The sequence below is a fragment of the Citrobacter sp. CtB7.12 genome (genome assembly GCF_001297795.1).
GTDB classification, from domain to species: Bacteria; Pseudomonadota; Gammaproteobacteria; order Enterobacterales; family Enterobacteriaceae; genus Citrobacter_A; species Citrobacter_A amalonaticus.
The window spans coordinates 20,889-43,296 of the sequence record NZ_LIFT01000005.1 but is presented as its reverse complement, the minus strand read 5'-3'; the positions used below and the strand labels follow the sequence as shown (position 1 = coordinate 43,296).

Here is a 22,408-nt window from a genome sequence, read left to right as displayed (position 1 = left end):
ATTTTTCAGCGCATCCCAGTGAATGCTGATGATAGCAAAACCTGCAAAAGCGGAATATCAGCAAATTCCTGGACCTATTTCAACCTATTGACTTTTAATTTGAAATAGGAATTATATTTTTATTAGGTTACATAAATGTAAATAACTGGCAATTCGCATTGCCGAAACCGTGTTGCGTATCGCACAATAACGACTGATTTCACGGCATAGATTCTCACGATGAGCAAATCATTACAAAAACCCACCATTCTGAACGTCGAAACTGTCGCGCAGTCGCGGCTATTTAGCGTTGAAAGCGTGGACCTCGAATTCAGCAACGGCGTGCGTCGTGTCTATGAACGGATGCGTCCCTCGACCCGTGAAGCGGTAATGATTGTTCCGATCGTTGACGATCACCTGATTCTGATTCGTGAATACGCGGTGGGAACGGAGTCCTATGAGCTGGGCTTTTCCAAAGGGTTGATCGACCCGGGTGAAAGCGTGTTTGAAGCGGCGAACCGGGAACTGAAAGAAGAGGTCGGGTTTGGGGCAAACGATCTGACTTTTTTAAAAAAACTCAGCATGGCGCCGTCTTACTTTTCCAGCAAGATGAATATCGTGGTGGCGGAAGACCTTTTTCCCGAGTCACTGGAAGGCGATGAACCCGAACCGTTGCCGCAGGTGCGCTGGCCGCTGGCGCATCTGATGGAGCTGCTGGAAGACCCCGACTTTACCGAAGCACGAAACGTGAGCGCGTTGTTTCTTGTACGCGAATGGCTGAAAGGGCAGGGACGGCTGTAAACGGGTCCCCTGAAGGAATGAAAAAAGGCGCCGCAGCGCCTTTTTTATTTAGAACAGTTCGTGTGTCTCACCACCGTCAGTGATGGTCGTTCCCACCTCATGCACCGCCTGCTGTGTCGGCTGCGTGCCTTCGATGAAATATTCTGCCCGGCTGTTACCGCCGTTTGCCAGTTGTCCGGTGCTGCGATCGATATTGACCGTGATGATGCCTGGTGGCGGCGTCAGCGGCTCCTCAGGAACCCCTTCCAGCACCACTTTCATGTAAGCATCCCACGCGGGTTGCGCACTTTTCGCACCGCCTTCGTAGCCAGAGATTTGATCTTTGATCGCGCCAGAGGCGGTAGTGCGCCCCAGGTCACGGCGGTGATCGTCAAATCCAATCCATACGGAGGTGACTACCCCTGGGCCGTAGCCGGAGAACCAGGCGTCTTTCGAGCTGTTGGTGGTCCCGGTTTTACCGCCGATATCGTGGCGATTCAGATCACGACCTGCACGCCAGCCTGTACCCATCCAGCCGGGTTCGCCGAAAATGTTGGTATTCAGCGCGCTCTTGATCAGGAAAGCCAGCGGCGTGTTGATCACGTGCGGTGCGTACTCTTGCGCCCCGGTCTGCGCCACTAACGCCTGATTTGCCTGCTCCAGTTTGGGCATTGGCACGGCGGCGTTCTGCTGCTCGCCAGAGATGGAGACATCTTCGACGTTGCTGTTTTCCAGAACGTTGGATTTCTGGGTATCACCGTAAATCACCGGAATATCACACTCCGGGCAGGCGATTTTCGGCTTCGCTTCGAAAATTACGCCGTTCTGGTCCGTTTCAATCTTGCTGATGAAATAAGGATCGACCAGGAAGCCGCCGTTCGACATGACGGCATAACCACGCGCCACCTGTAGCGGGGTAAATGACGCGGAGCCCAGCGCCAGGGATTCGGTACGCACAATGTTTTGTGCAGGGAAGCCGAAACGCTGCAGATATTCCGCCGCGTAATCCACGCCCATGGCCCGCATGGCGCGTACCATTACCACGTTTTTCGATTCGCCCAGCCCCTGACGTAAACGAATCGGGCCTGCGTACTGCGGTGGTGAGTTTTTCGGACGCCAGTCGGAACCGGCACCAGCATCCCAGCGAGAAATTGGCACGTCGTTCAGCATACTCGCCAGCGTCAGACCTTTGTCCATCGCGGCAGTGTAGAGGAACGGCTTAATGTTAGAACCGACCTGACGCAGCGCCTGAGTGGCACGGTTGAACTTGCTCTGGTTAAAGTCAAAACCGCCGACCAGCGCCAGCACGGCCCCGTTTTTCGGATTGATTGAGACCAGCGCGGAGTTCACATCCGGAACCTGCGCCAGCCACCAGGCTTCGCCCATCTTCCGCACCCAGATCTGCTGACCGGTCTGCACCGCGTCAGTGACCTTACGCGGCGTCGGGCCTTGCTGAGTATCCGAACGATAAGGACGCGCCCAACGAATGCCTTCCATCCGCAGCGATACCGAAGTGCCGTCTGCCAGAGTCGCCGTCGCTTCCTGCGGGTTTGCACTGGTGATCACCGCTGGCAGCAACGGCCCGTAAGTTGGCAGCGCTTTCAGCGTATCGGTGATTTTCTTACTGTCCCATGCGGTTTCACCCACTTTCCACAGCACGTTGGCCGGACCGCGATAGCCGTGGCGCATGTCATAGTCCAGCACATTATTACGTACCGCCTGTTGCGCGGCCTGCTGCACCTTACGGGTGATCGTGGTGTAAATGCGGTAACCGTCTTCATAGGCGTTTTCGCCATAACGGTTGTACATCTCCTGACGCACCATTTCTGACAGGTACGGGGCGGAGAAAGCGATTTCCGGCGCATGATAGTTGGCTTCGATCGGCTCATTCCGCGCCTGATCGTACTGTGCCTGAGTGATGTACCCTTCGCTCAGCATGCGCGACAGCACCACGTTACGACGTGCGGTCGCGCGGTCCATCGAATAAAGCGGGTTAAAGGTAGAAGGCGCTTTCGGCAGGCCGGCAATTACCGCGATCTCACCCAGATCCAACTGGTCGACTGATTTACCGAAATAGACCTGCGCCGCCGCCCCGACGCCATAAGCGCGGTAACCGAGGTAGATCTTGTTCAGATAGAGTTCGAGGATCTCATCTTTACTCAGCAATTGCTCAATGCGGATCGCCAGGAACACTTCCTTAATCTTACGCATCAACGTGCGTTCAGGACTGAGGAAGAAATTTCTTGCGAGCTGCTGCGTGATGGTACTCGCCCCTTGCGAGGCGTGACCGGAGAACAGCGCTACGCTTGCCGCACGGAAAATCCCCACCGGGTCAACGCCGTGGTGCTCATAGAAACGACTGTCTTCTGTGGCGATAAAGGCTTTGACCATTTCCGGCGGGATCTGATTGAGCGTCACCGGAATACGACGTTTTTCACCATATTGCGCAATGAGCTCGCCATCTGCGCTGTAAACCTGCATCGGGATCTGCAAACGCACATCTTTAAGCGTCGCGACGTCAGGTAACTGTGGCTCAATATAGCGATAGAGGCCATAAATCGAGCCTGCTCCCAGCAGGATGCAACATACTGCAAGGATCAATAAATACTTTACGAACTTCACCGGAGATTTCCCATTTAGTTTCATTTGGGCAGTTTATAAACAACCGCGCGGTAGTATAAAGGCAAGCCAGACGCATTGATATACCCGTGAGAGCGACGGGTGATAAGGAGATCATCAGCAATGGCTTTCAGATTCTGGCAAGTCGGCCTGCACATTCAGCCACACGAAGCCCTGGCGGTTGCCGTCGTTCGCGGCGCGTCAGGTTAGTATCTACAGCGCTGGTGGCGTCTGCCGCTGGCACAACACACAATCAGCGACGGACATTTCCACGACGCCGAACAACTTGTGGCGGTGTTACAACCGTGGAGTCGCGAGCTGCCGCAACGCCACCATATACACCTCTCTTTTCCTGCGAGTCGGACGCGGCAAAAGCGCTTTCCCCGCCCTTCAATGTCGCTTCGCGAGCGTGAACAAACGGCCTGGTTGACCGGTTCGATGGCGCGTGAACTGGATATGGAGTCGGCAGCTCTGCGCTTTGACTATAGCGAAGATGCGCTCGCCCCGGCCTATACGGTCACCGCCGCGCAGGACAAAGAGATTTCGGCTCTGTTAACGCTGGCGAAAACACTCGGTGTAAACGTCACGGCGATCACCCCAGATGCCTGCGCATTGCAGCGTCTGCTGCCTTTTCTTTCCCCGGAACAAACCTGCCTGGTGTGGCGCGATGACACGCAGTGGCTGTGGGCGACGCGCAACGCATGGGGGCGCAAATCGCGGGCAGAGATAGCTCATCTTCACGACCTGGCAGCCGGACTCTCCCTCAGAAGCGAAGAGGTGGCGCTCTGCGCAGACGAGGGGTTTGACCCCTGGCGGGCGGTTTCAATTCGTCAGCCTCCCGTACCCAGGGAAGGTCATGCATTCGCCGTTGCGCTTGGACTGGCGCTGGGAGAAATGCGTTGATGCATCCTCCCGTCAATTTTTTGCCCTGGCGGCAACAGCGGCGTAATGCCTGTCTGCGTATGTGGGGTGGGCTATTCGGCGCATCAGCGGCGATCGTGCTGGCACTAACGCTGATCGGATATCTCGCCCGCGCCACGAGCGGGCAGGCAAATGGGGTGTTGTTGCAGGCGGAGCAACAACTTGCCACGGCGCTTACGACAGTGAAACCCCGGCTTGAGGCGCGCCAGCGTCAGGCGCAGCAGGTCATTCAACGAGACAGATTGCGCGAGCAGACCCGCCGCTGGCAGCCCGCGCTGGAAAGTCTTGCGTTGAGTGTGCCGGCACAGGCCTGGCTAACCAGTATGGACTACCAGCAGAGCTCACTGGAACTCAGTGGAAAAGCGCTCACCTTTTCTGCGCTCAGCGCACTGGAGGCCGCCCTGCGCGACTCGCCGATGTTTGAGATAAACCATACCGGCGCCACCCTGCAGGATGCGCAGGGATACTGGCAGTTCCAGTACCGTGTGATATGGAGAGAAGCGCATGATCGCCCTCTTTGACGCCTGGTGCGCTTTTTCGCCGCGTACCCGCATTGTCTGCTGGGTAAGTTGGGTGGCTGCGTTAAGTACGATCGCGTTGTCTTTTCTGTTCTTCCCGGGAATGCGTGATGAGGGTGCGCTTAGCCAGCAACGGGTGGCCAACCGCCAGCTCAGTTCAACGTTGTATCACCTCTCTGGCGCGCAGGCAGAGGCACAGCTTTCATCGGCATCGCAAACGCCGGTGTTTTCACCGCTCACGCTTCAGGTGCCGAATATGCAGCTACTGTACTGGCGTCCATCGGCGCAGGGCGGAGAACTTGCGGTGAAGGCGCCTTGGGAGGCGATGGTGTCATTGTTCGGATACCTGGCGGCGCGAGGCATGTCCGTGAGTGCATTTTCGCTGAAAGCAGAAAACGACGAGCGAGTGTTGACGCTCATGCTGGAGTCTCTCCATGAAGGGTAAGAACGCGGTGTTGGTGGCTCTTTCATTGTTGATGCTGACCGGCATGCGCGATCCGTTCCGCCAGCCTGAAGATCATTGCCATGGTGCCGAGCTGGCGCAATGGCAATACCAGGGGATGGTGAGCAGGGGAGAGCGAAATATTGGACTGCTTCAGGACGGGCAGCATCACTGGCGGCGTGTCGAGCAACATGAGGTTCTGGATAATGGCTGGACTATCGTGCAACTCACGGCACAGACGCTGACAGTGAGCACAGGTAAAGAGTGTGACCCGCCCCAGTGGCAGTGGCAACGACAAGGAGAGGGTAATGAAGCAATGGATACTGGTGGTGTTGATCGCCATCCTGCAGCCGGTTCAGGCCGGAAAAAACCAGAACGTGACGCTGGTGGTGGATGACGTGCCCGTCACGCAGGTTCTTCAGGCACTGGCTGAACAGGAGCGAAAAAACCTCGTGATATCGCCGGATGTCAGCGGCGTGGTGTCGTTGCATCTGACGGATGTCCCGTGGAAACAGGCGCTCCAGACGGTAGTGAAAAGCGCTGGACTGGTGTTACGTCAGGAAGGGGCGATTTTACATGTGCATTCCGAGAGCTGGCAGAGCGAAGAGGCGGCGCGACAGGAGGCGGAGGTCGCAAGACGCCAGGCGAACTTACCGCTGGAGAATCGGCATATTGCCCTGCATTACGCCGATGCCACTGAACTGGCGAAAGCGGGGGATAAACTGCTGAGTGCCAAAGGTAGCCTCACGGTAGATAAGCGTACCAATCGACTGCTGGTCAGGGATAACTCGCCGACGCTGGCGCTGGTGGAACAGTGGGTGGCACAAATGGATCTCCCGATAGAACAGGTCGAGCTGGCGGCGCATATCGTCACCATTAATGAAAAAAGTCTGCGTGAACTGGGGGTGAAATGGACACTGGCAGAGGCCGAGAAGGCCGGTGCGGTGGGGCAAGTGACAACGATAGCCAGCGATCTCTCGGTCGCGAATGCGACCACCCGCGTCGGGTTCAATATTGGTCGTATTAATGGGCGGTTGCTGGATCTGGAGCTGTCTGCACTGGAGCAACAGCAACAGCTCGATATTATCGCCAGTCCGCGACTGCTGGCTTCTCACCTACAGCCTGCCAGCATCAAGCAAGGGAGCGAGATCCCCTATCAGGTTTCCAGCGGCGAAAGCGGTGCGACGTCGGTTGAATTTAAAGAGGCCGTGCTAGGGATGGAAGTCACCCCAACGGTTTTACCGAAGGGGCGGATCCGCCTGAAGCTACGTATCAGTCAGAACATGCCGGGGCAGATGCTGCAACAAGCGGATGGCGAGGTACTGGCCATCGATAAGCAGGAAATTGAAACGCAGGTCGAGGTGAAAAGTGGAGAGACGCTGGCGCTGGGCGGCATTTTTTCAAACAAGAGTAAAACCGGGAAGGACAGTATTCCGCTGTTAGGTGATATTCCCTGGTTTGGACAACTCTTTCGCCACGATGGGAAAGAAAACGAACGTCGTGAGCTGGTGGTATTTATTACGCCCAGATTGGTCTCGACAGAATGATTTATGCATGAAACACCGTTGTTTTTGCACTTAACTCGTTTCAGGGATTTGACGTGCGCAGCTATTTAGCATACAAGGAGTACCGATTTGAGAGTCGGTACTTCTCATCGCCGTCCGGCAATGCCGACTCGGGTTGTCTACAATCTGGTTTGATGATTTATTCAGTTGCCAAACCTGCTTGAGTATTGAGATAATTTTCAGTCTGACTCTCGCAATATCTTATGAGGTTTCAGTTCATGTCCTGCTGCGCTCAGTGTCTGCGACGCGGGTTTATCATTAACGAATAGTCTTAGTAGTACCGAAAAAATGGCAGAGAAACGCAATATCTTTCTGGTTGGGCCTATGGGTGCCGGAAAAAGCACTATTGGGCGCCAGTTAGCTCAACAACTCAATATGGAATTTTACGATTCTGATCAAGAGATTGAGAAACGAACCGGAGCTGATGTGGGCTGGGTCTTCGACGTAGAAGGTGAAGACGGCTTCCGCGATCGTGAAGAGAAAGTCATCAACGAATTGACGGAAAAACAGGGTATTGTGCTGGCTACCGGTGGTGGCTCTGTAAAATCGCGTGAAACCCGTAATCGTCTTTCCGCGCGTGGCGTCGTGGTCTATCTCGAAACGACCATCGAAAAACAACTTGCGCGTACGCAGCGCGATAAAAAACGTCCGCTGTTGCAGGTAGAAGCGCCGCCTCGTGAAGTTCTGGAAGCGTTGGCCGACGAACGCAATCCGCTGTATGAAGAGATTGCCGACGTAACCATTCGTACCGATGATCAGAGCGCCAAAGTCGTTGCAAACCAGATTATTCATATGCTGGAAAGCAACTGATTCTGGCTTAATACACACTCGGTAAGCGGGTATAAGTCATTAAGGTGGATGTCGCGTCATGGAGAGGATTACCGTCACTCTCGGGGAACGTAGTTACCCTATCACCATCGCGGCTGGTTTGTTTAACGAACCAGCTTCATTCTTACCGCTGAAATCGGGCGATCAGGTTATGTTGGTCACCAACGAAACCCTGGCTCCCCTTTATCTTGATAAGATTCGCAGCGTACTTGAACAAGCGGGTGTGAACGTTGATAGCGTCATCCTGCCTGACGGCGAGCAGTACAAAAGCCTGACGGTGCTGGATACGGTATTCACCGCCTTGCTGCAAAAACCGCATGGTCGTGATACGACGCTGGTCGCACTGGGCGGCGGCGTCATTGGCGACCTGACCGGTTTTGCCGCTGCCAGCTATCAGCGCGGTGTACGCTTCATCCAGGTCCCGACGACACTTTTGTCGCAGGTTGACTCCTCCGTTGGCGGTAAAACCGCCGTAAACCATCCCCTCGGCAAAAACATGATCGGCGCGTTTTACCAGCCGGCCTCCGTGGTGGTGGATCTCGACTGTCTGAAAACGCTCCCTGCCCGTGAACTGGCATCCGGTCTGGCGGAAGTGATCAAGTACGGCATTATCCTGGATGGCGAATTCTTTAGCTGGCTGGAAGAGAATCTGGATGCGCTACTGCGTCTGGACGGACCGGCAATGGCCTGGTGTATTCGTCGTTGTTGTGAGCTGAAAGCCGAAGTTGTTGCCGCAGACGAGCGCGAAACCGGCTTACGTGCTTTACTGAATCTGGGGCACACGTACGGTCATGCCATTGAAGCTGAAATGGGTTATGGCAATTGGTTACATGGTGAAGCGGTCGCAGCAGGTATGGTAATGGCTGCGCGGACGTCGGAACGTCTGGGGCAGTTTGCGCCAGAAGATACGCAGCGCATCGTCACGTTACTTAAACGTGCCGGCTTGCCGGTCCACGGACCGCGCGAGATGTCCGCGCAGGCTTACCTGCCGCACATGTTGCGTGATAAAAAAGTGTTGGCGGGAGAAATGCGCTTAGTCCTTCCGCTGGCGATAGGGAAAAGTGAAGTACGCGGCGGCGTGTCGCACGAGGTGGTTCTTAACGCTATTGCTGATTGCCAGCAGGCGTAACAACAAGAAAGGCGGACTGATACGGCTCACGTATCGGCCATTTAGATTCAGGTTAGTTGCAACGTCGTAAGCATTAGCCTTTGAGTGGGGTGTTAAATGGATGAATTCAAACCAGAAGACGAGCTGAAACCCGATCCCAGCGATCGTCGTACTGGTCGTTCTCGTCAATCTTCAGAACGCGGAGAACCGCAGATCAACTTTGATGATGTTGATCTGGACGCTGACGATCGCCGTCCTGCACGCGGGCGTAAAGAACGCCTTGATGAGCAAGAGAGGGAAGAGGATTACGAATCCGATGATGAAGAGTTCGTGGATGAAGAACGCGTCGAGCGTCGTCCGCGTAAGCGTAAAAAAGCCGCCGGTAAACCCGCTTCTCGTCAGTACATGATGATGGGCGTGGGCGTGCTGGTCCTGCTGCTGCTGATCATCGGTATTGGCTCCGCGCTGAAAGCGCCTTCCACCCCGTCTTCAAGTGAACAAACGGCGTCTGGCGAGAAGAATATCGATCTCACCGGCAATGCCGCTGACCAGGCAAACGGCGCCCAACCCGCTCCGGGAAGCACTTCCGCTGAACAGACTGCGGGTAACACTCAGCAGGATGTTTCTTTGCCACCAATCTCCTCCACGCCAACGCAGGGTCAAACGCCTGTGACCACAGAAGGTCAACAGCGTGTAGAAGTGCAGGGCGATCTGAATAATGCACTGACGCAACCGCAGGGTCAGGAACAGCTAAATAATGTGGCGGTAAACTCTACGCTGCCAACAGAACCGGCGACCGTTGCGCCCGTGCGTAATGGTACTGCGTCAAGCCAGACGGCGACGGCACCCGCCGCCAGCGCCCAGCGACCTGAACGTAAACAGGCTGTGATCGAGCCGAAGAAACCGCAGACCACCGCGAAAACGACGTCCGCAGCACCGAAACCGGCGGCTCAGCCTAAACGGACTGAACCCGCAGCGCCTACGGCCACGACGACGCCAAAAGCGACGGTCAGCACCGCACCGGCACAGACAGCAGCGCCCGCGCAAACGTCAGCACCTGCTCAGACCGTGCCAGCGGCAACGGCAGGTAGCGCATCTGGCGCTAAAAGCGCCGGTAACGTCGGATCGCTGAAGTCTGCACCGTCCAGTCATTACACCCTGCAGCTCAGCAGCTCTTCAAACTACGACAACCTGAATGGTTGGGCGAAGAAAGAGAATCTGAAAAACTATGTGGTGTATCAGACGACGCGTAACGGCCAACCGTGGTATGTTCTGGTGTCTGGCGTGTATGCCTCGAAAGAAGATGCGAAACGCGCGGTTTCCACGCTGCCAGCCGATGTGCAGGCAAAAAATCCGTGGGCCAAACCGTTGCATCAGGTACAGGCCGATCTGAAATAATGTTAAAGCGCAGGATGCTGTCGGAGCTTTCTCCACAGCCGGAGAAGGTGTAATTAGTTAGTCAGCATGAAAAAAAATCGCGCTTTTCTGAAGTGGGCAGGGGGTAAATATCCCCTGCTTGACGACATCAAACGGCATTTACCGCAGGGCGAATGCCTGGTCGAACCCTTTGTGGGTGCAGGGTCGGTGTTTCTTAACACCGACTTTTCTCGTTATATTCTTGCCGATATCAATAGCGACCTCATCAGTCTCTATAAGATCGTGAAGACCCGTACCGACGAGTACGTGAAGGCTTCCCGTGAACTGTTTAACCCGGAAACCAATCAGGCTGAGCTCTACTATCAGTTCCGTGAAGAGTTCAACGCCAGCCAGGATCCTTTCCGTCGTGCGGTTCTGTTCCTGTATCTGAACCGATATGGTTACAACGGCCTGTGCCGGTATAATCTGCGCGGTGAGTTTAACGTGCCGTTTGGACGTTACAAAAAGCCTTACTTCCCGGAAGCTGAGTTGTATCACTTTGCGGAAAAAGCGCAGAATGCGGAATTCCACTGCCTCTCATATGATGAGTGCATGGAGCAAGCGGATGCGAACTCGGTTGTCTATTGCGATCCGCCCTACGCCCCGCTGTCAGCAACGGCGAATTTCACCGCGTATCATACCAATAGCTTCAGCCCGAAAGAACAGGCCCATCTGGCTAAAATGGCCGAAAAGCTGGTCAGTAAGCAGATCCCGGTGTTAATTTCGAACCATGACACGCCGGATACCCGCGAATGGTATAAAGCGGCGGAACATTTTCAGGTCAAAGTGCGACGCAGTATAAGCAGCAACGGCGGCACACGTAAAAAGGTGGACGAACTGCTGGCTCTGTACAAACCAGGAGTCGTTTCACCCGCGAATAAATAATTCTCAAGGAGAAGCGGATGAAACAGTATTTGATTGCCCCCTCAATCCTGTCGGCTGATTTTGCTCGCCTGGGTGAGGACACCGCGAAAGCTCTGGCTGCCGGTGGTGACGTCGTGCATTTTGACGTCATGGACAACCACTATGTACCGAATCTGACCATGGGTCCGATGGTACTGAAATCCCTGCGTAAATATGGCATTACGGCTCCCATCGATGTGCATCTGATGGTGAAACCTGTCGATCGAATCATCCCGGATTTCGCAGCCGCGGGCGCCAGCATCATTACCTTTCATCCGGAAGCCTCCGAACACGTTGACCGATCGCTGCAACTGATTAAAGAGCACGGCTGTAAAGCCGGGCTGGTCTTCAATCCGGCGACACCATTAAGCTATCTGGACTATGTAATGGACAAGCTGGATGTGATCCTGTTGATGTCCGTTAACCCAGGCTTTGGCGGTCAATCTTTCATTCCGCAAACGCTGGACAAACTGCGAGAAGTCCGTCGTCGCATTGACGAGTCGGGTTACGACATTCGCCTCGAAGTGGATGGCGGCGTGAAGGTGAGTAACATAGCTGAAATCGCCGCCGCAGGAGCCGATATGTTTGTCGCCGGTTCCGCCGTCTTCGATCAGCCAGACTACAAAAAAGTCATTGATGACATGCGCAGCGAACTGGCGAAGGTAAGTCATGGATAAATTGAAGGATATTCGGGGCGTTGCCTTTGACCTCGACGGAACGCTGGTGGACAGCGCGCCGGGATTGAGCGCCGCAGTGGACATGGCGCTGTATGCGCTGGAGCTGCCGGTTGCCGGTGAAGAGCGCGTCATTACCTGGATTGGTAATGGTGCTGATGTATTGATGGAGCGGGCGTTAACCTGGTCTCGTCAGGAGCGCGCCACACTTCGTAAGACGATGGGCAAGCCGCCGGTCGATGAAGATATTCCCGCCGAGGAGCAGGTCCGTATTCTGCGTAAGCTATTTGACCGCTACTACGGAGATGTCGCAGAAGAAGGGACGTTTCTGTTCCCTGATGTCGCCGACACGCTGGGCGCACTGCACGCCAAAGGACTGCCGCTCGGTCTGGTGACCAACAAGCCGACGCCGTTTGTTGCGCCATTGCTCGACGCGCTGGATATCAGTAAATATTTCAGCGTCGTTATTGGCGGTGACGACGTCCAGAACAAAAAACCACATCCGGATCCGCTGCTGCTGGTGGCAAGTAAGCTCGGCATTGCGCCAGAGCAATTGCTCTTCGTGGGGGATTCGCGTAATGATATTCAGGCGGCAAAAGCCGCTGGCTGCCCGTCCGTTGGCCTCACCTATGGTTACAACTATGGTGAACCCATCGCGCTGAGCCAGCCAGACGTCATGTATGACCGCATTAATGAACTACTGCCCGCTCTCGGGCTTCCGCATAGCGAAAATCAGGAATCGAAAAATGACTAAGCCCATCGTTTTTAGTGGCGCACAGCCCTCAGGTGAATTGACCATTGGTAACTACATGGGTGCACTGCGTCAGTGGGTGAACATGCAGGATGATTACCATTGCATCTATTGTATCGTTGACCAGCATGCTATCACCGTTCGTCAGGATGCCCAGCAACTGCGTAAAGCGACGCTGGATACGCTGGCGCTCTACCTCGCGTGTGGTATCGATCCTGAGAAAAGCACCATTTTCGTTCAGTCTCATGTGCCTGAACATGCGCAACTGAGCTGGGCGCTGAACTGCTACACCTACTTTGGCGAACTGAGCCGTATGACCCAGTTCAAAGATAAGTCAGCGCGCTACGCTGAGAACATCAACGCTGGTCTGTTTGACTACCCGGTACTGATGGCAGCAGATATCCTGCTGTATCAGACCAACCTGGTGCCGGTGGGCGAAGACCAGAAACAGCACCTGGAACTGAGCCGCGATATCGCTCAGCGTTTCAACGCGCTGTATGGCGACATCTTCAAAGTTCCTGAGCCGTTTATTCCTAAATCAGGCGCCCGCGTGATGTCTCTGTTGGAGCCGACGAAAAAGATGTCCAAGTCGGACGACAACCGCAACAACGTGATTGGCCTGCTGGAAGATCCGAAATCCGTGGTCAAGAAGATTAAACGCGCGGTAACGGATTCCGAAGAGCCGCCGGTGGTGCGCTACGATGTGCAGAACAAGGCGGGCGTCTCTAACCTGCTGGATATTCTCTCCGCCGTGACCGGACAGAGTATTCCCGAACTGGAAAAACAGTTTGAAGGCAAGATGTATGGTCACCTGAAAGGCGAAGTCGCCGATGCGGTATCCGGCATGCTGACTGAGTTGCAGGAGCGTTATTATCGTTACCGTAACGACGAAGCCTTCCTGCAACAGGTGATGAAAGACGGCGCGGAAAAAGCGGGCGCGCGTGCATCAGCTACGCTGAAAGCGGTTTATGAAGCGATTGGTTTTGTTGCCAGGCCGTAACGGGTACGCGAAATGAAAAAACCGGGAGATTCCCGGTTTTTTTGTATCGGCGCAATGATCAGCGAGATTATTCTGCGGTCGGGCCGCAGCCGCCAATCATCTTAGAAATAGAAATGGCAGGGTGCAGAAGATAGTCATAAGAGCAGGTCTTATTACGGTTTTCGATGTGACCTGTACAAGCTGTCAGGGTTGCCAGTGCCGCACCTAAGAGTGCCATTTTGATAAATGTGTTCATTTACATTCCCTATGTAAAAAATATAATTTTTTAACCATCAATTGAATTAGTGAATCTTCATTCGCTAACCGGGGTCGACGATAACGTAATCTATTTTTCGCGTCAGTAAGGGAATAGGCATGCGGGAGAGGTGAAAGGGGTAATCATTTTAAAATTAATGAGTTAATATAATGTCCGGATCTGGAACTTGTATTTTAGGGCCAAAAAAATAAGGCCAGACGATGCTGACCTTACCGACAATTAAGGCTTAGTGATTAGAGAACCAGTTTAGTTTTTCACGTAATCCCACCACGCGCCCCACAATGATTAGCGCCGGGCTTGCAACCTGTGTTGCCAGTTCGCCGAGATTATTCAGTTCACCTTTGACTACCCGCTGTTTCACCGAGGTGCCGTTTTCAACCAGTGCGACCGGCATATCGGCCTGCATGCCAAATTCGATCAGTTTTTGCTGGATAGTGGCCGCCTGATTTAGCCCCATGTAAAACACCAACGTCTGTTTTTCTGCCGCCAGGTTTTCCCAGTCCAGTTCGCCGCCGGTCTTCAGGTGCCCGGTAACCAGACGTACGCTCTGGGCGTAGTCACGGTGTGTCAGCGGAATGCCGGAGTAGGCGGAACAGCCGGATGCCGCGGTTATTCCCGGCACCACGGAAAACGGAATACCGGCATGGCACAGTGTTTCCAGCTCCTCACCACCACGACCAAAGATAAACGGGTCCCCGCCTTTCAGACGGACGACACGTTTGCCCTGTTGCGCTTCACGCAGCAGGATTTGGTTAATTTCCTCCTGCGGCACGCAGTGATAACCCGCGCGTTTACCGACAAACACACGGTCGGCGTCGCGACGCACCAGGTTCATGATGTCGTCAGACACCAGACGGTCATAGACCACCACATCGGCCTGCTGGATCTGCTGCAACCCTTTTAGCGTCAGAAGTCCGGCATCGCCAGGGCCTGCACCCACCAGCACCACTTCACCGCGATGATCCAACGGCTCGCTGAGCATCTGCTCGGTGGTTTCTTCTACCGCTTTATGGTCGGCATTCGCCAGCGACTGTGCCAGCCTGTCGTTAACAAACAGCTTTTCCCAGAAGCGGCGACGTTCACCCATCGTGGCAAACTGTTTTTTCACCCGGGAACGAAGTTGCCCGGCATAATGTGCAACCTGACCCAAATGTTGAGGTAAAACGGATTCCAGTTTTTCACGCAGCAGACGGGCCAGCACCGGTGAGGTGCCGCCGGAAGAGACCGCCACCATTAGCGGTGAACGGTCGATAATCGATGGCATGATGAAACTGGCGGCTTTCGGCGCATCCACGACGTTACAGAAGATACGGCGGGATTCTGCAGCATCGCTCACGCGCTGATTCACCGCATCATCATCGGTCGCGGCAATCGCCAGCCAGCACGGGTCGAGAAGGGCTTCATCAAACGGTCCTTCCACCAGCGTCAACATGTTTTCATTTGCCCATACGGTGAACTGCGGAATAAACGCCAGCGCATTAACCGTTAAACGAGCGCCTGCTTCCAGCAGTAACCGTGCTTTGCGTTCTGCGACATCACCACCGCCGACAATCAGACAGTCGCGGTCTCGTAGTTGACAAAATATAGGCAAATGATCCACGACATTACCCCTTAATTATTGGCTGTAGCCTCAGTTTGGTTGATTTTTGCCGGAGCAGGTCGCTCCGATTTTGGCGTAGCATACCAATAACCTAACCCCATGAACACGACACCGGACAAAGTATTGCCGAGTGTTACCCACAGCAGGTTATGACCAATCCCCGCCAGGGTATAGGCTTCGCTGTGGTGTCCGAACCAGGAGAGGGCGAACAGCGTCATGTTGGCAACTGAGTGTTCATAGCCGGACGCGATAAACGCCAGCAGACACCACCAGATAGCGATAAATTTCGCAGCGCCTTCAGTACGGATCGCCATCCAGATTGCCAGACAAACCAGCCAGTTACACAGCGCGCCTTTGAAGAACAGTACCGTTGCCGGCGCCGTGGTTTTCGCCAGCGCGACCGAGTGTACGATGCTGGTATCGACCGGTAGCAGGCTACCGCCACCCCAGCTGTACAGCAGTGCGACGAACACGGAACCCACCAGGTTACCCAACCAGGTCTGCGGCAAAATCGCCCACATCTGCCCCTGGCTGATGGTGCCCGCTTTGACGCCAAGCGTCAGGAACATCGTGTGACCGGTAAACAGTTCGGAACCAGCAATAATGACCAGCGTTAAGGCAATCCCAAAGGTCGCACCCATCACCAGCGGACGCACGGACGGATCGAGTAAGTTACCGAGAGTGAAAATCAGGATGATACCGAGGCCAACGTAAGCCCCTGCCATCGCTGAACTGACCCAGAAGCCGAGCGGGTTATTTGCCGACAGGCGTGCGATGCGCGCAGCGTTAGCCGCACATTTGTTAATTGTATCTGTGAACATGACTTTGATTACCCATAAAAAATGAAATAAATACGTAACCGTAGGCCGGATAGGCCTTTATGCCGCCATCAGACCTACGAAAAAAACAGGACTGCCAATACGTTAAAAAGGGAGGCGTTGCGCCTCCCTAAAATTCATTAACTGCGCAACTGCACAATGCCGTCTTTTACCCGCGCGTCGTAGTGCGCCACGGAATGACGTTCATCCTCCATGCACAGGCCGTCGCTCAGGCGAAAGCGCTGTTTTTTCAACGGGCTGGCGACCCACAATTCGCCCTGATGTTCCGCAATCAATCCGCGAGACAGCACGCTGGATTCAAAGAACGGGTCGATGTTGCTGATCGCAAACACCTGGTCGTTGTGATACGGACGAAAAATAGCGACCTGTTCCTCACCTAACAACGCGCAGACGCCGGTTGCGGGCAGGATGTCATCAATGTGGCAGATGTTTGTCCACTGGCTCATGCGTTTTCCTCCACCAGAGTGACCGGGATGCGTTCATACGGCGTGGCCGGACGATGCTGTTCACGTTCAGGCACTACCTGGACGTTCGGATCGCGTTTATCGCTGTTGATAAAGTGTCTGAAACGCGTCTGGGCAGATGGCGTGTTGACGGTTTCCGTCCACTCGCAGACTACGGCTTCGCGCAGACGGGCCATCTCTTCTTCCAGATGTTCGTTCAGACCCAGTTTGTCGTCGATGATGACGGAACGCAGATACTCAATGCCGCCTTCCAGGTTGTCTAACCACGGGGCGGTACGGGTCAGTTTGTCCGCCGTACGGATGTAGAACATCATGAAACGGTCGAGATATTTGAGCAGCGTTTCACGATCGATATCCGCTGCCAGCAGATCCGCATGACGCGGTTTCATCCCGCCATTACCGCAGACGTACAGGTTCCAGCCTTTCTCGGTAGCGATGATACCGATGTCTTTGCCCTGGGCTTCGGCACATTCACGGGTACAGCCGGAAACGCCGAACTTCATCTTGTGCGGGGTGCGAATGCCTTTGTAGCGGTTTTCCAGCTCAACGCCGAAGCCCACGCTGTCACCCACGCCATAACGGCACCAGGTGCTGCCCACACAGGTTTTCGCCATGCGCAGCGCTTTGGCGTAGGCATGGCCGGTTTCGAAGCCAGCTTCAATCAGTTGGCGCCAGATTTCCGGCAGGTCGTCTTTTTGCGCGCCGAACAGGCCGATACGCTGAGAACCGGTGATTTTGGTGTACAGATTAAATTCACGGGCGATACGACCTACGGCAACCAGACCTTCCGGCGTGATTTCACCGCCGGCAGAGCGTGGGATCACAGAGTAGGTCCCGTCTTTCTGGATGTTCGCCAGGAAGTTGTCGTTAGTATCCTGCAGCGGGGTGTGCTGCGGTTTCAGAATGTACTCATTCCAGCAGGAAGCCAGCAAAGAGCCCACGGTCGGTTTACACACTTCGCAGCCATAACCTTTACCGTGTTTTGCCAGCAGCTCCTCGAAGGTTTTGATGCCTTCCACTCGAATCAGGTGGAACAGTTCCTGGCGCGAGTAAGCAAAGTGCTCGCACAGGTTGTTGTTCACTTCGATACCCTGTTTCGCCAGTTCGGCGTTCAGCACCTGGGTAACCAGTGGGATACAGCCGCCGCAGCCGGTACCGGCTTTGGTTTCGGCTTTCAGCGCGGCAACGGTGTGGCAGCCTTTGTTGATGGCGGCGACCAGCATCCCTTTGGTGACGTCGAAACAGGAGCAAATCTGCGCGCTGTCCGGCAGTTTATCCACGCCAATAGACGGTTTACCACTGCCGGCATGGGCCGGCAGGATCAGCGAGTCCGGGTTTTCCGGCAGTTCGATGGCATTCAGTACCAGTTGCAGCAGGTTGCCGTAATCGCTGGTATCTCCCACCAGCACAGCGCCGAGCAGGGTTTTGTTATCCTGGCTTACGATAAGGCGTTTGTAGACTTCTTTGCTTTCGTCGAGGTAAACGTAACTACGGGCACCCGGCGTGCGGCCATGTGCGTCGCCAATACCGCCAACGTCAACGCCCAGCAGTTTCAGCTTGGCGCTTAAATCTGCGCCTTCGAAGGCGTTTTCGTTATTGAGAATATGGTCAACGGCGACCTGCGCCATTTTGTAGCCCGGCGCGACCAGACCGTATACCCGGTTGTTCCAACTGGCACATTCACCGATGGCGTAGATATCCGGGTCGGACGTCTGGCAGGCATCGTTGATCACGATCCCGCCGCGTGGCGCAACCTCCAGACCACACTGGGTCGCCAGTTTGTCGCGTGGGCGAATACCGGTCGAGAAGACGATGAAGTCCACTTCCAGCTCGCTACCGTCGGCAAAACGCATCGTTTTACGGGCTTCAGTGCCTTGCTGGACGATCTCCTGGGTGTTTTTGCTGGTGTGCACGCGCACGCCCATGCTTTCAATCTTGCGACGCAACTGTTCGCCGCCCATAGGGTCAAGCTGCTCAGCCATCAGCATCGGAGCGAATTCAATCACGTGAGTTTCCACGCCGAGGTTTTTCAGCGCGCCTGCCGCTTCCAGACCTAACAGACCGCCGCCGACGACCGCACCACGCTTGCTGCGACGAGCACAGGATTCAATCGCGTTGAGGTCTTCAATGGTACGATAAACGAAGCAGTCCTGGGTTTCGGAACCTTTAATCGGCGGGATCCACGGATAAGAACCGGTCGCCATAATCAGCTTGTCGTAGTAAACCGTACGGCCCGCACTGGAGTGAATCACTTTTTCCTGGCGGTTGATGGTAATCGCACGTTCGCCGACCAGCACGTTAACGCCGTGCTTCTCGTAAAATCCTTCGCGAACCAGAGACAGTTCTTCGGCGGTGTGGTGTGAGAAGTAGGATGACAGGTGCACACGATCGTATGCCTTGCGGGGTTCTTCGCAGAAAACAGTAATATCAAAATTGGCAGCGTCGGATTTATCAAGAAGGTCCTCAATAAAGCGATGGCCGACCATACCATTACCGATAATAGCGAGTCTGACTTTGCTCATTTTTGCCTCGATTTCTTTTCTATTACTGCCTACCTTAACGATTCAGCACCCCCACTTATTGATGCAAATCAAATTCACCTTTATATACCTCTTAAGGAGTATATTGCTGATTTGACAGCATTTTCTTAAGTTGTGGAAATATCAGACTTTTCGCGATTGTACAAATAACGTACAAAATGAGGGGTTTTTAGCAGAAGAGGGCTACCACTAAAGATTGGCTGCCTTACATCCTTCGAGGAAGGGAAGAGAAACGAGAAAAGGCCGGATGGCGGTAGCGTTTTATCCGGCCTATAAAGAGGATCGCCATCCGGCAAATCACGTTACTGTGCTGTCGGGGCCTCATGCTGGCGATGACGGGTCACAAAACCGAGGATAAAACACATCACGAAGACGATAGCGTACAGGCCATTCGCGGTGAGCAAGGCCGCCTGAGGACCGCTGTGCGCCACGATAGGACCGGTGACGACAAACGTCAGCATGGTGCCGATGGTGCCGCAGGTCAGGACGAAGTTAACCAGTTTTGGCGAGGCTACGCGGGTCTGCTGCGAACCCAGAGTGATGATAGTGGTATAGATGGCGCTGGAGAAAAAGCCGAGAGCCAGAATAAACCACGGCATATGTTCAGGCGTCCCGGTGATGAACAGGTACATCAGCACGGTGGCCAGTGCCGCCAGTACGGTCAAAATGCGCTGCAAATCGAAGAAACGCAGAATGAAGCTGAATGCCCACATCCCAAACATGTATGACATCCAGAAGTTGCTGACCAGCGTACCGGCATCGTTCAGGCTCATCCCCAACCCTTTCGCGTACTCGGGTACCCAGGAGATAAAGCCCAACTGACCGAGGATGTAACACAGCGCAGCGACAGACAGAAACAGGACGCCAATGCCCCATTTCTCTTTCACGATGGGTGTATCGCTTTGCGGCGCGTGTTTGCCCAGCGGCGGGAATTCACAACCAAAGGTCAGAAGAAAAATAGCGACATAGACCAGACCGATGCAGGCGTACACCCAGTACCATTCGATGCTGCGCGCCAACAGGAACGCGGCGACCATCGGGAAAACCATCCCAGCCATGCTGAAGAAGGAGTCGGTAAACAACAGACGGGAGCCGCGCTGACGGCCTTCATACATCTGCGTAATCAGGAACGTACCAATGGACATGGTGATCCCGCTGACCAACCCCAGCACAAACATTGCGGCAGAGAATAAAGCCAGACTGTGGCTGAACATCAGACCGGCAACGGCCAGTACCATCAGGATAAAGCCAAAGCGCAGTTGCGTTTTCAGCGGAACAATTTCCATCAGCCAGGCATTAAGGAAAATGGAGATCAAGATACCGGCGTTCAGGAATGTGAAAGTGTTACTCATACTGGAAACTGGCAGCTGGAAATACTCTGCGATGTTTCCCATCACCATCCCGGTGACAATAACCAACGCACCGGTGAGGGCGTAGGAGAGAAAGCTAATCCATGTGAGCTTGATACGATTGCTGTTAGTCATGACTGGCCTGTAAATGGAAGTAAAGCGCATTGACGGCGCCGGGAACGGGCGGATTTTAGGCTTTTTAGTGATGCATTTAAACTTTTATCGGAAATTACAGGATCTGTTACATTTTTAAAGGTGACGTAAGTCACAATAATTAATGCTTTGATGAAGTTACATATGTTTCAGGTACGTAAAATTAGGTAAAGGGATGGCCTTGTCCCTGAAGGCTCTTTAGAATCAAACCACTGGCTTTTGTTACCGCTCTCCTAAAGGAAATCTCATGCTCAAATCGACCCTGGCGGCTGTTGCAGCTGTTTTCGCCCTTTCTGCTCTCTCTCCCGCAGCGCTGGCAGCAAAAGGGGATCCGCACGTTTTGCTGACGACCTCTGCAGGTAATATTGAACTGGAACTGAATAGCCAGAAAGCGCCTGTTTCAGTGCAAAACTTTGTCGATTATGTGAACAATGGTTTCTATAACAACACCACGTTTCACCGTGTAATTCCCGGCTTTATGGTCCAGGGCGGTGGCTTCACCGAGCAGATGCAGCAGAAGAAACCTAATCCCCCAATTAAAAACGAAGCCGATAATGGCTTGCGTAACACGCGCGGCACCATCGCGATGGCGCGTACTGCTGATAAAGACAGCGCGACCAGCCAGTTCTTTATCAACGTGGCCGATAATGCCTTCCTCGATCACGGCCAGCGTGATTTCGGCTATGCCGTATTTGGTAAAGTTGTGAAAGGGATGGAGGTGGCCGATAAGATTTCCCAGGTGCCGACCCATGATGTCGGCCCTTACCAGAATGTGCCGTCAAAACCAGTGGTTATCCTCTCCGCCAAAGTTCTGCCGTAATCCTTTCCCGCGCGGGCATTGCAGGCCCGCGTTGCTTTATCTTCCCTGCGTAACCGCGTTTTGCTGCTTATACTTGTGGCAAACACGGATCAATCAGGGAGGCGTAAAGTGAAAAAACTCACCGACAGGCAAAAATCCCGGCTCTGGGAACAGCAGCGCAACGTGAATTTCCAGGCCAGCCGCCGTCTTGAGGGCGTCGAAAGTCCGTTAGTCACGCTTATTCCCGCAGAGGCGCTGGCGCGTCTGGAAGAACTCCGGAGGCACTATGAGCGATAAAATCGGCGACGACCGCGATCCGTATCTTTACCCCGGACTGAATGTGATGCGTAACCGTCTGGGGATCCACCAGGTTGCACGTCTGGAACAGGCCGCTTATGAACTGACTGCACTACGAGCGGCGACTATCGAACTGGGCCCGGCGAAGCGCGGCTTGCCTCATCTGTGCGCGATTCATCGGCAGCTTTACCAGGACGTCTTTGACTGGGCGGGTCATCTGCGTGAAGTGGATATCTATCAGGGTGATACCCGTTTCTGCCATTTCGCGTACATCGAAAAAGAGGGAAATGCCCTGATGCAGGATCTGGAAGAAGAGGGCTACCTGATGGGGCTGCCAAAAGAGAAGTTCGTCAGTCGCCTTGCACATTATTACTGTGAGATCAACGTGCTACATCCGTTTCGTCTTGGCAGCGGCATGGCGCAGCGGATTTTCTTCGAACAGCTGGCTATTCATGCGGGGTATCTTCTTCACTGGGCAGATGTGCCGGTGGCGGAGTGGCGTCGGGCGAATCAGGAAGGGGCGATGGGCGACCTTAGCGCATTGCAGGCGATATTTCGTAAAGGGGTAAGCGAAGCCGAGGAAACTGAGTAGAATAGCGCGGTTTTC

The 22,408-nt window shown here is 54.3% G+C and carries 22 protein-coding genes and 1 pseudogene; 16 read left to right on the top strand and 7 right to left on the bottom strand.

The window, feature by feature from the left end; all coding sequences use genetic code 11:
* The first annotated feature begins 219 nt into the window (after nucleotides 1-219).
* Nucleotides 220-780, top strand: coding sequence for an ADP compounds hydrolase NudE (gene nudE, locus AOY24_RS08375; protein ID WP_054176472.1), 561 nt, complete (start codon nucleotides 220-222; stop codon nucleotides 778-780).
* 48 nt (nucleotides 781-828) lie between these two features.
* Here the strand turns inward: nudE and mrcA are convergent, their stop codons facing one another.
* Nucleotides 829-3,381, bottom strand: coding sequence for a peptidoglycan glycosyltransferase/peptidoglycan DD-transpeptidase MrcA (gene mrcA / locus AOY24_RS08370; RefSeq protein WP_054176471.1), 2,553 nt, complete (start codon nucleotides 3,379-3,381; stop codon nucleotides 829-831).
* A gap of 120 nt (nucleotides 3,382-3,501) precedes the next feature.
* Here mrcA and AOY24_RS08365 point away from each other — a divergent pair.
* The 12 genes and pseudogenes from AOY24_RS08365 (at nucleotide 3,502) to trpS (ending at nucleotide 13,504) form a co-directional block, all read left to right on the top strand.
* Nucleotides 3,502-4,281, top strand: a pseudogene (locus tag AOY24_RS08365) (DNA utilization protein HofM).
* Entirely contained in the window at nucleotides 4,281-4,820 is a 540-nt protein-coding gene (locus tag AOY24_RS08360; RefSeq protein WP_042998416.1) for a PilN domain-containing protein, read from the top strand. The pseudogene AOY24_RS08365 and the gene AOY24_RS08360 overlap by 1 nt, the downstream one beginning before the upstream one ends.
* Nucleotides 4,804-5,262, top strand: coding sequence for a hypothetical protein (locus AOY24_RS08355; protein ID WP_054176470.1), 459 nt, complete (start codon nucleotides 4,804-4,806; stop codon nucleotides 5,260-5,262). Before AOY24_RS08360 ends, AOY24_RS08355 begins: the two co-directional genes overlap by 17 nt.
* Nucleotides 5,252-5,656: a HofP DNA utilization family protein gene (locus tag AOY24_RS23685; protein ID WP_044253488.1), complete on the top strand. Its 405-nt coding sequence runs from the start codon at nucleotides 5,252-5,254 to the stop codon at nucleotides 5,654-5,656. Before AOY24_RS08355 ends, AOY24_RS23685 begins: the two co-directional genes overlap by 11 nt.
* Nucleotides 5,568-6,806, top strand: coding sequence for a DNA uptake porin HofQ (gene hofQ, locus AOY24_RS08350; protein WP_044263798.1), 1,239 nt, complete (start codon nucleotides 5,568-5,570; stop codon nucleotides 6,804-6,806). The genes AOY24_RS23685 and hofQ overlap by 89 nt, the downstream gene beginning before the upstream one ends.
* Before the next feature lie 306 nt (nucleotides 6,807-7,112).
* A complete protein-coding gene (gene aroK / locus AOY24_RS08345; protein WP_042322869.1) occupies nucleotides 7,113-7,634 on the top strand; it encodes a shikimate kinase AroK in 522 nt (173 codons plus the stop codon).
* A gap of 58 nt (nucleotides 7,635-7,692) precedes the next feature.
* A complete protein-coding gene (aroB, locus tag AOY24_RS08340) occupies nucleotides 7,693-8,781 on the top strand; it encodes a 3-dehydroquinate synthase (protein ID WP_054176469.1) in 1,089 nt (362 codons plus the stop codon).
* 96 nt (nucleotides 8,782-8,877) lie between these two features.
* Nucleotides 8,878-10,158, top strand: a complete 1,281-nt coding sequence (gene damX, locus AOY24_RS08335; RefSeq protein WP_054176468.1) for a cell division protein DamX — start codon at nucleotides 8,878-8,880, stop codon at nucleotides 10,156-10,158.
* 66 nt (nucleotides 10,159-10,224) lie between these two features.
* On the top strand, nucleotides 10,225-11,061 hold the full coding sequence (gene dam / locus AOY24_RS08330; RefSeq protein ID WP_042998410.1) for an adenine-specific DNA-methyltransferase: 837 nt from the start codon (nucleotides 10,225-10,227) through the stop codon (nucleotides 11,059-11,061).
* Nucleotides 11,062-11,078: 17 nt separating this feature from the next.
* Nucleotides 11,079-11,756 (top strand): ribulose-phosphate 3-epimerase, encoded by a 678-nt coding sequence (gene rpe, locus AOY24_RS08325; protein WP_042998409.1) that lies wholly within the window; start codon nucleotides 11,079-11,081, stop codon nucleotides 11,754-11,756.
* Nucleotides 11,749-12,507 carry a phosphoglycolate phosphatase gene (gene gph, locus AOY24_RS08320; protein WP_054176467.1) on the top strand — a complete coding sequence of 253 codons (759 nt, stop codon included), beginning with the start codon at nucleotides 11,749-11,751 and terminating at the stop codon, nucleotides 12,505-12,507. The genes rpe and gph overlap by 8 nt, the downstream gene beginning before the upstream one ends.
* A complete protein-coding gene (trpS, locus tag AOY24_RS08315) occupies nucleotides 12,500-13,504 on the top strand; it encodes a tryptophan--tRNA ligase (protein WP_042998407.1) in 1,005 nt (334 codons plus the stop codon). Before gph ends, trpS begins: the two co-directional genes overlap by 8 nt.
* A gap of 67 nt (nucleotides 13,505-13,571) precedes the next feature.
* Here the strand turns inward: trpS and AOY24_RS23680 are convergent, their stop codons facing one another.
* The 6 genes from AOY24_RS23680 to tsgA form a co-directional block, all read right to left on the bottom strand.
* Nucleotides 13,572-13,739, bottom strand: a complete 168-nt coding sequence (locus AOY24_RS23680) for a DUF4223 family protein (protein WP_042998406.1) — start codon at nucleotides 13,737-13,739, stop codon at nucleotides 13,572-13,574.
* Nucleotides 13,740-13,986: 247 nt separating this feature from the next.
* Nucleotides 13,987-15,360, bottom strand: coding sequence for a siroheme synthase CysG (gene cysG / locus AOY24_RS08310; RefSeq protein ID WP_042998405.1), 1,374 nt, complete (start codon nucleotides 15,358-15,360; stop codon nucleotides 13,987-13,989).
* Nucleotides 15,361-15,371: 11 nt separating this feature from the next.
* Nucleotides 15,372-16,181 (bottom strand): nitrite transporter NirC, encoded by an 810-nt coding sequence (nirC, locus tag AOY24_RS08305; RefSeq protein WP_042998404.1) that lies wholly within the window; start codon nucleotides 16,179-16,181, stop codon nucleotides 15,372-15,374.
* 137 nt (nucleotides 16,182-16,318) lie between these two features.
* The gene (gene nirD, locus AOY24_RS08300; RefSeq protein WP_042998403.1) at nucleotides 16,319-16,645 is read right to left on the bottom strand and encodes a nitrite reductase small subunit NirD; all 327 of its coding nucleotides are present in this window, start codon (nucleotides 16,643-16,645) and stop codon (nucleotides 16,319-16,321) included.
* Nucleotides 16,642-19,185 carry an NADPH-nitrite reductase large subunit gene (gene nirB / locus AOY24_RS08295; RefSeq protein WP_054176466.1) on the bottom strand — a complete coding sequence of 848 codons (2,544 nt, stop codon included), beginning with the start codon at nucleotides 19,183-19,185 and terminating at the stop codon, nucleotides 16,642-16,644. Before nirB ends, nirD begins: the two co-directional genes overlap by 4 nt.
* A 320-nt stretch (nucleotides 19,186-19,505) precedes the next feature.
* Complete coding sequence (tsgA, locus tag AOY24_RS08290) at nucleotides 19,506-20,687, bottom strand: MFS transporter TsgA (RefSeq protein WP_044253471.1); 1,182 nt, start codon at nucleotides 20,685-20,687, stop codon at nucleotides 19,506-19,508.
* 265 nt (nucleotides 20,688-20,952) lie between these two features.
* Between tsgA and ppiA the strand changes: the two genes are divergently transcribed.
* The 3 genes from ppiA to AOY24_RS08280 all read left to right on the top strand — a co-directional run bounded on the left by ppiA (nucleotide 20,953) and on the right by AOY24_RS08280 (nucleotide 22,393).
* Entirely contained in the window at nucleotides 20,953-21,525 is a 573-nt protein-coding gene (gene ppiA / locus AOY24_RS08285; protein ID WP_042998400.1) for a peptidylprolyl isomerase A, read from the top strand.
* A 108-nt stretch (nucleotides 21,526-21,633) separates the two neighbouring features.
* Nucleotides 21,634-21,801 (top strand): YhfG family protein, encoded by a 168-nt coding sequence (locus AOY24_RS23675; RefSeq protein ID WP_042998399.1) that lies wholly within the window; start codon nucleotides 21,634-21,636, stop codon nucleotides 21,799-21,801.
* Entirely contained in the window at nucleotides 21,791-22,393 is a 603-nt protein-coding gene (locus tag AOY24_RS08280) for a putative adenosine monophosphate-protein transferase Fic (protein ID WP_042998398.1), read from the top strand. The genes AOY24_RS23675 and AOY24_RS08280 overlap by 11 nt, the downstream gene beginning before the upstream one ends.
* The last annotated feature ends 15 nt before the right edge of the window (nucleotides 22,394-22,408 follow it).

Bases quoted from the DNA above. Each gene is read 5' to 3' on its own strand.
- hofQ (WP_044263798.1), top strand. From the start codon at position 5,568: ATGAAGCAATGGATACTGGTGGTGTTGATCGCCATCCTGCAGCCGGTT.
- AOY24_RS23680 (WP_042998406.1), bottom strand. From the start codon at position 13,739: ATGAACACATTTATCAAAATGGCACTCTTAGGTGCGGCACTGGCAACC.
- trpS (WP_042998407.1), top strand. From the start codon at position 12,500: ATGACTAAGCCCATCGTTTTTAGTGGCGCACAGCCCTCAGGTGAATTG.
- damX (WP_054176468.1), top strand. From the start codon at position 8,878: ATGGATGAATTCAAACCAGAAGACGAGCTGAAACCCGATCCCAGCGAT.
- nirD (WP_042998403.1), bottom strand. From the start codon at position 16,645: ATGAGCCAGTGGACAAACATCTGCCACATTGATGACATCCTGCCCGCA.
- gph (WP_054176467.1), top strand. From the start codon at position 11,749: ATGGATAAATTGAAGGATATTCGGGGCGTTGCCTTTGACCTCGACGGA.
- AOY24_RS08280 (WP_042998398.1), top strand. From the start codon at position 21,791: ATGAGCGATAAAATCGGCGACGACCGCGATCCGTATCTTTACCCCGGA.
- rpe (WP_042998409.1), top strand. From the start codon at position 11,079: ATGAAACAGTATTTGATTGCCCCCTCAATCCTGTCGGCTGATTTTGCT.
- aroK (WP_042322869.1), top strand. From the start codon at position 7,113: ATGGCAGAGAAACGCAATATCTTTCTGGTTGGGCCTATGGGTGCCGGA.
- AOY24_RS23685 (WP_044253488.1), top strand. From the start codon at position 5,252: ATGAAGGGTAAGAACGCGGTGTTGGTGGCTCTTTCATTGTTGATGCTG.
- ppiA (WP_042998400.1), top strand. From the start codon at position 20,953: ATGCTCAAATCGACCCTGGCGGCTGTTGCAGCTGTTTTCGCCCTTTCT.
- AOY24_RS08360 (WP_042998416.1), top strand. From the start codon at position 4,281: ATGCATCCTCCCGTCAATTTTTTGCCCTGGCGGCAACAGCGGCGTAAT.
- AOY24_RS08355 (WP_054176470.1), top strand. From the start codon at position 4,804: ATGATCGCCCTCTTTGACGCCTGGTGCGCTTTTTCGCCGCGTACCCGC.
- dam (WP_042998410.1), top strand. From the start codon at position 10,225: ATGAAAAAAAATCGCGCTTTTCTGAAGTGGGCAGGGGGTAAATATCCC.
- nudE (WP_054176472.1), top strand. From the start codon at position 220: ATGAGCAAATCATTACAAAAACCCACCATTCTGAACGTCGAAACTGTC.
- tsgA (WP_044253471.1), bottom strand. From the start codon at position 20,687: ATGACTAACAGCAATCGTATCAAGCTCACATGGATTAGCTTTCTCTCC.
- nirB (WP_054176466.1), bottom strand. From the start codon at position 19,185: ATGAGCAAAGTCAGACTCGCTATTATCGGTAATGGTATGGTCGGCCAT.
- aroB (WP_054176469.1), top strand. From the start codon at position 7,693: ATGGAGAGGATTACCGTCACTCTCGGGGAACGTAGTTACCCTATCACC.
- nirC (WP_042998404.1), bottom strand. From the start codon at position 16,181: ATGTTCACAGATACAATTAACAAATGTGCGGCTAACGCTGCGCGCATC.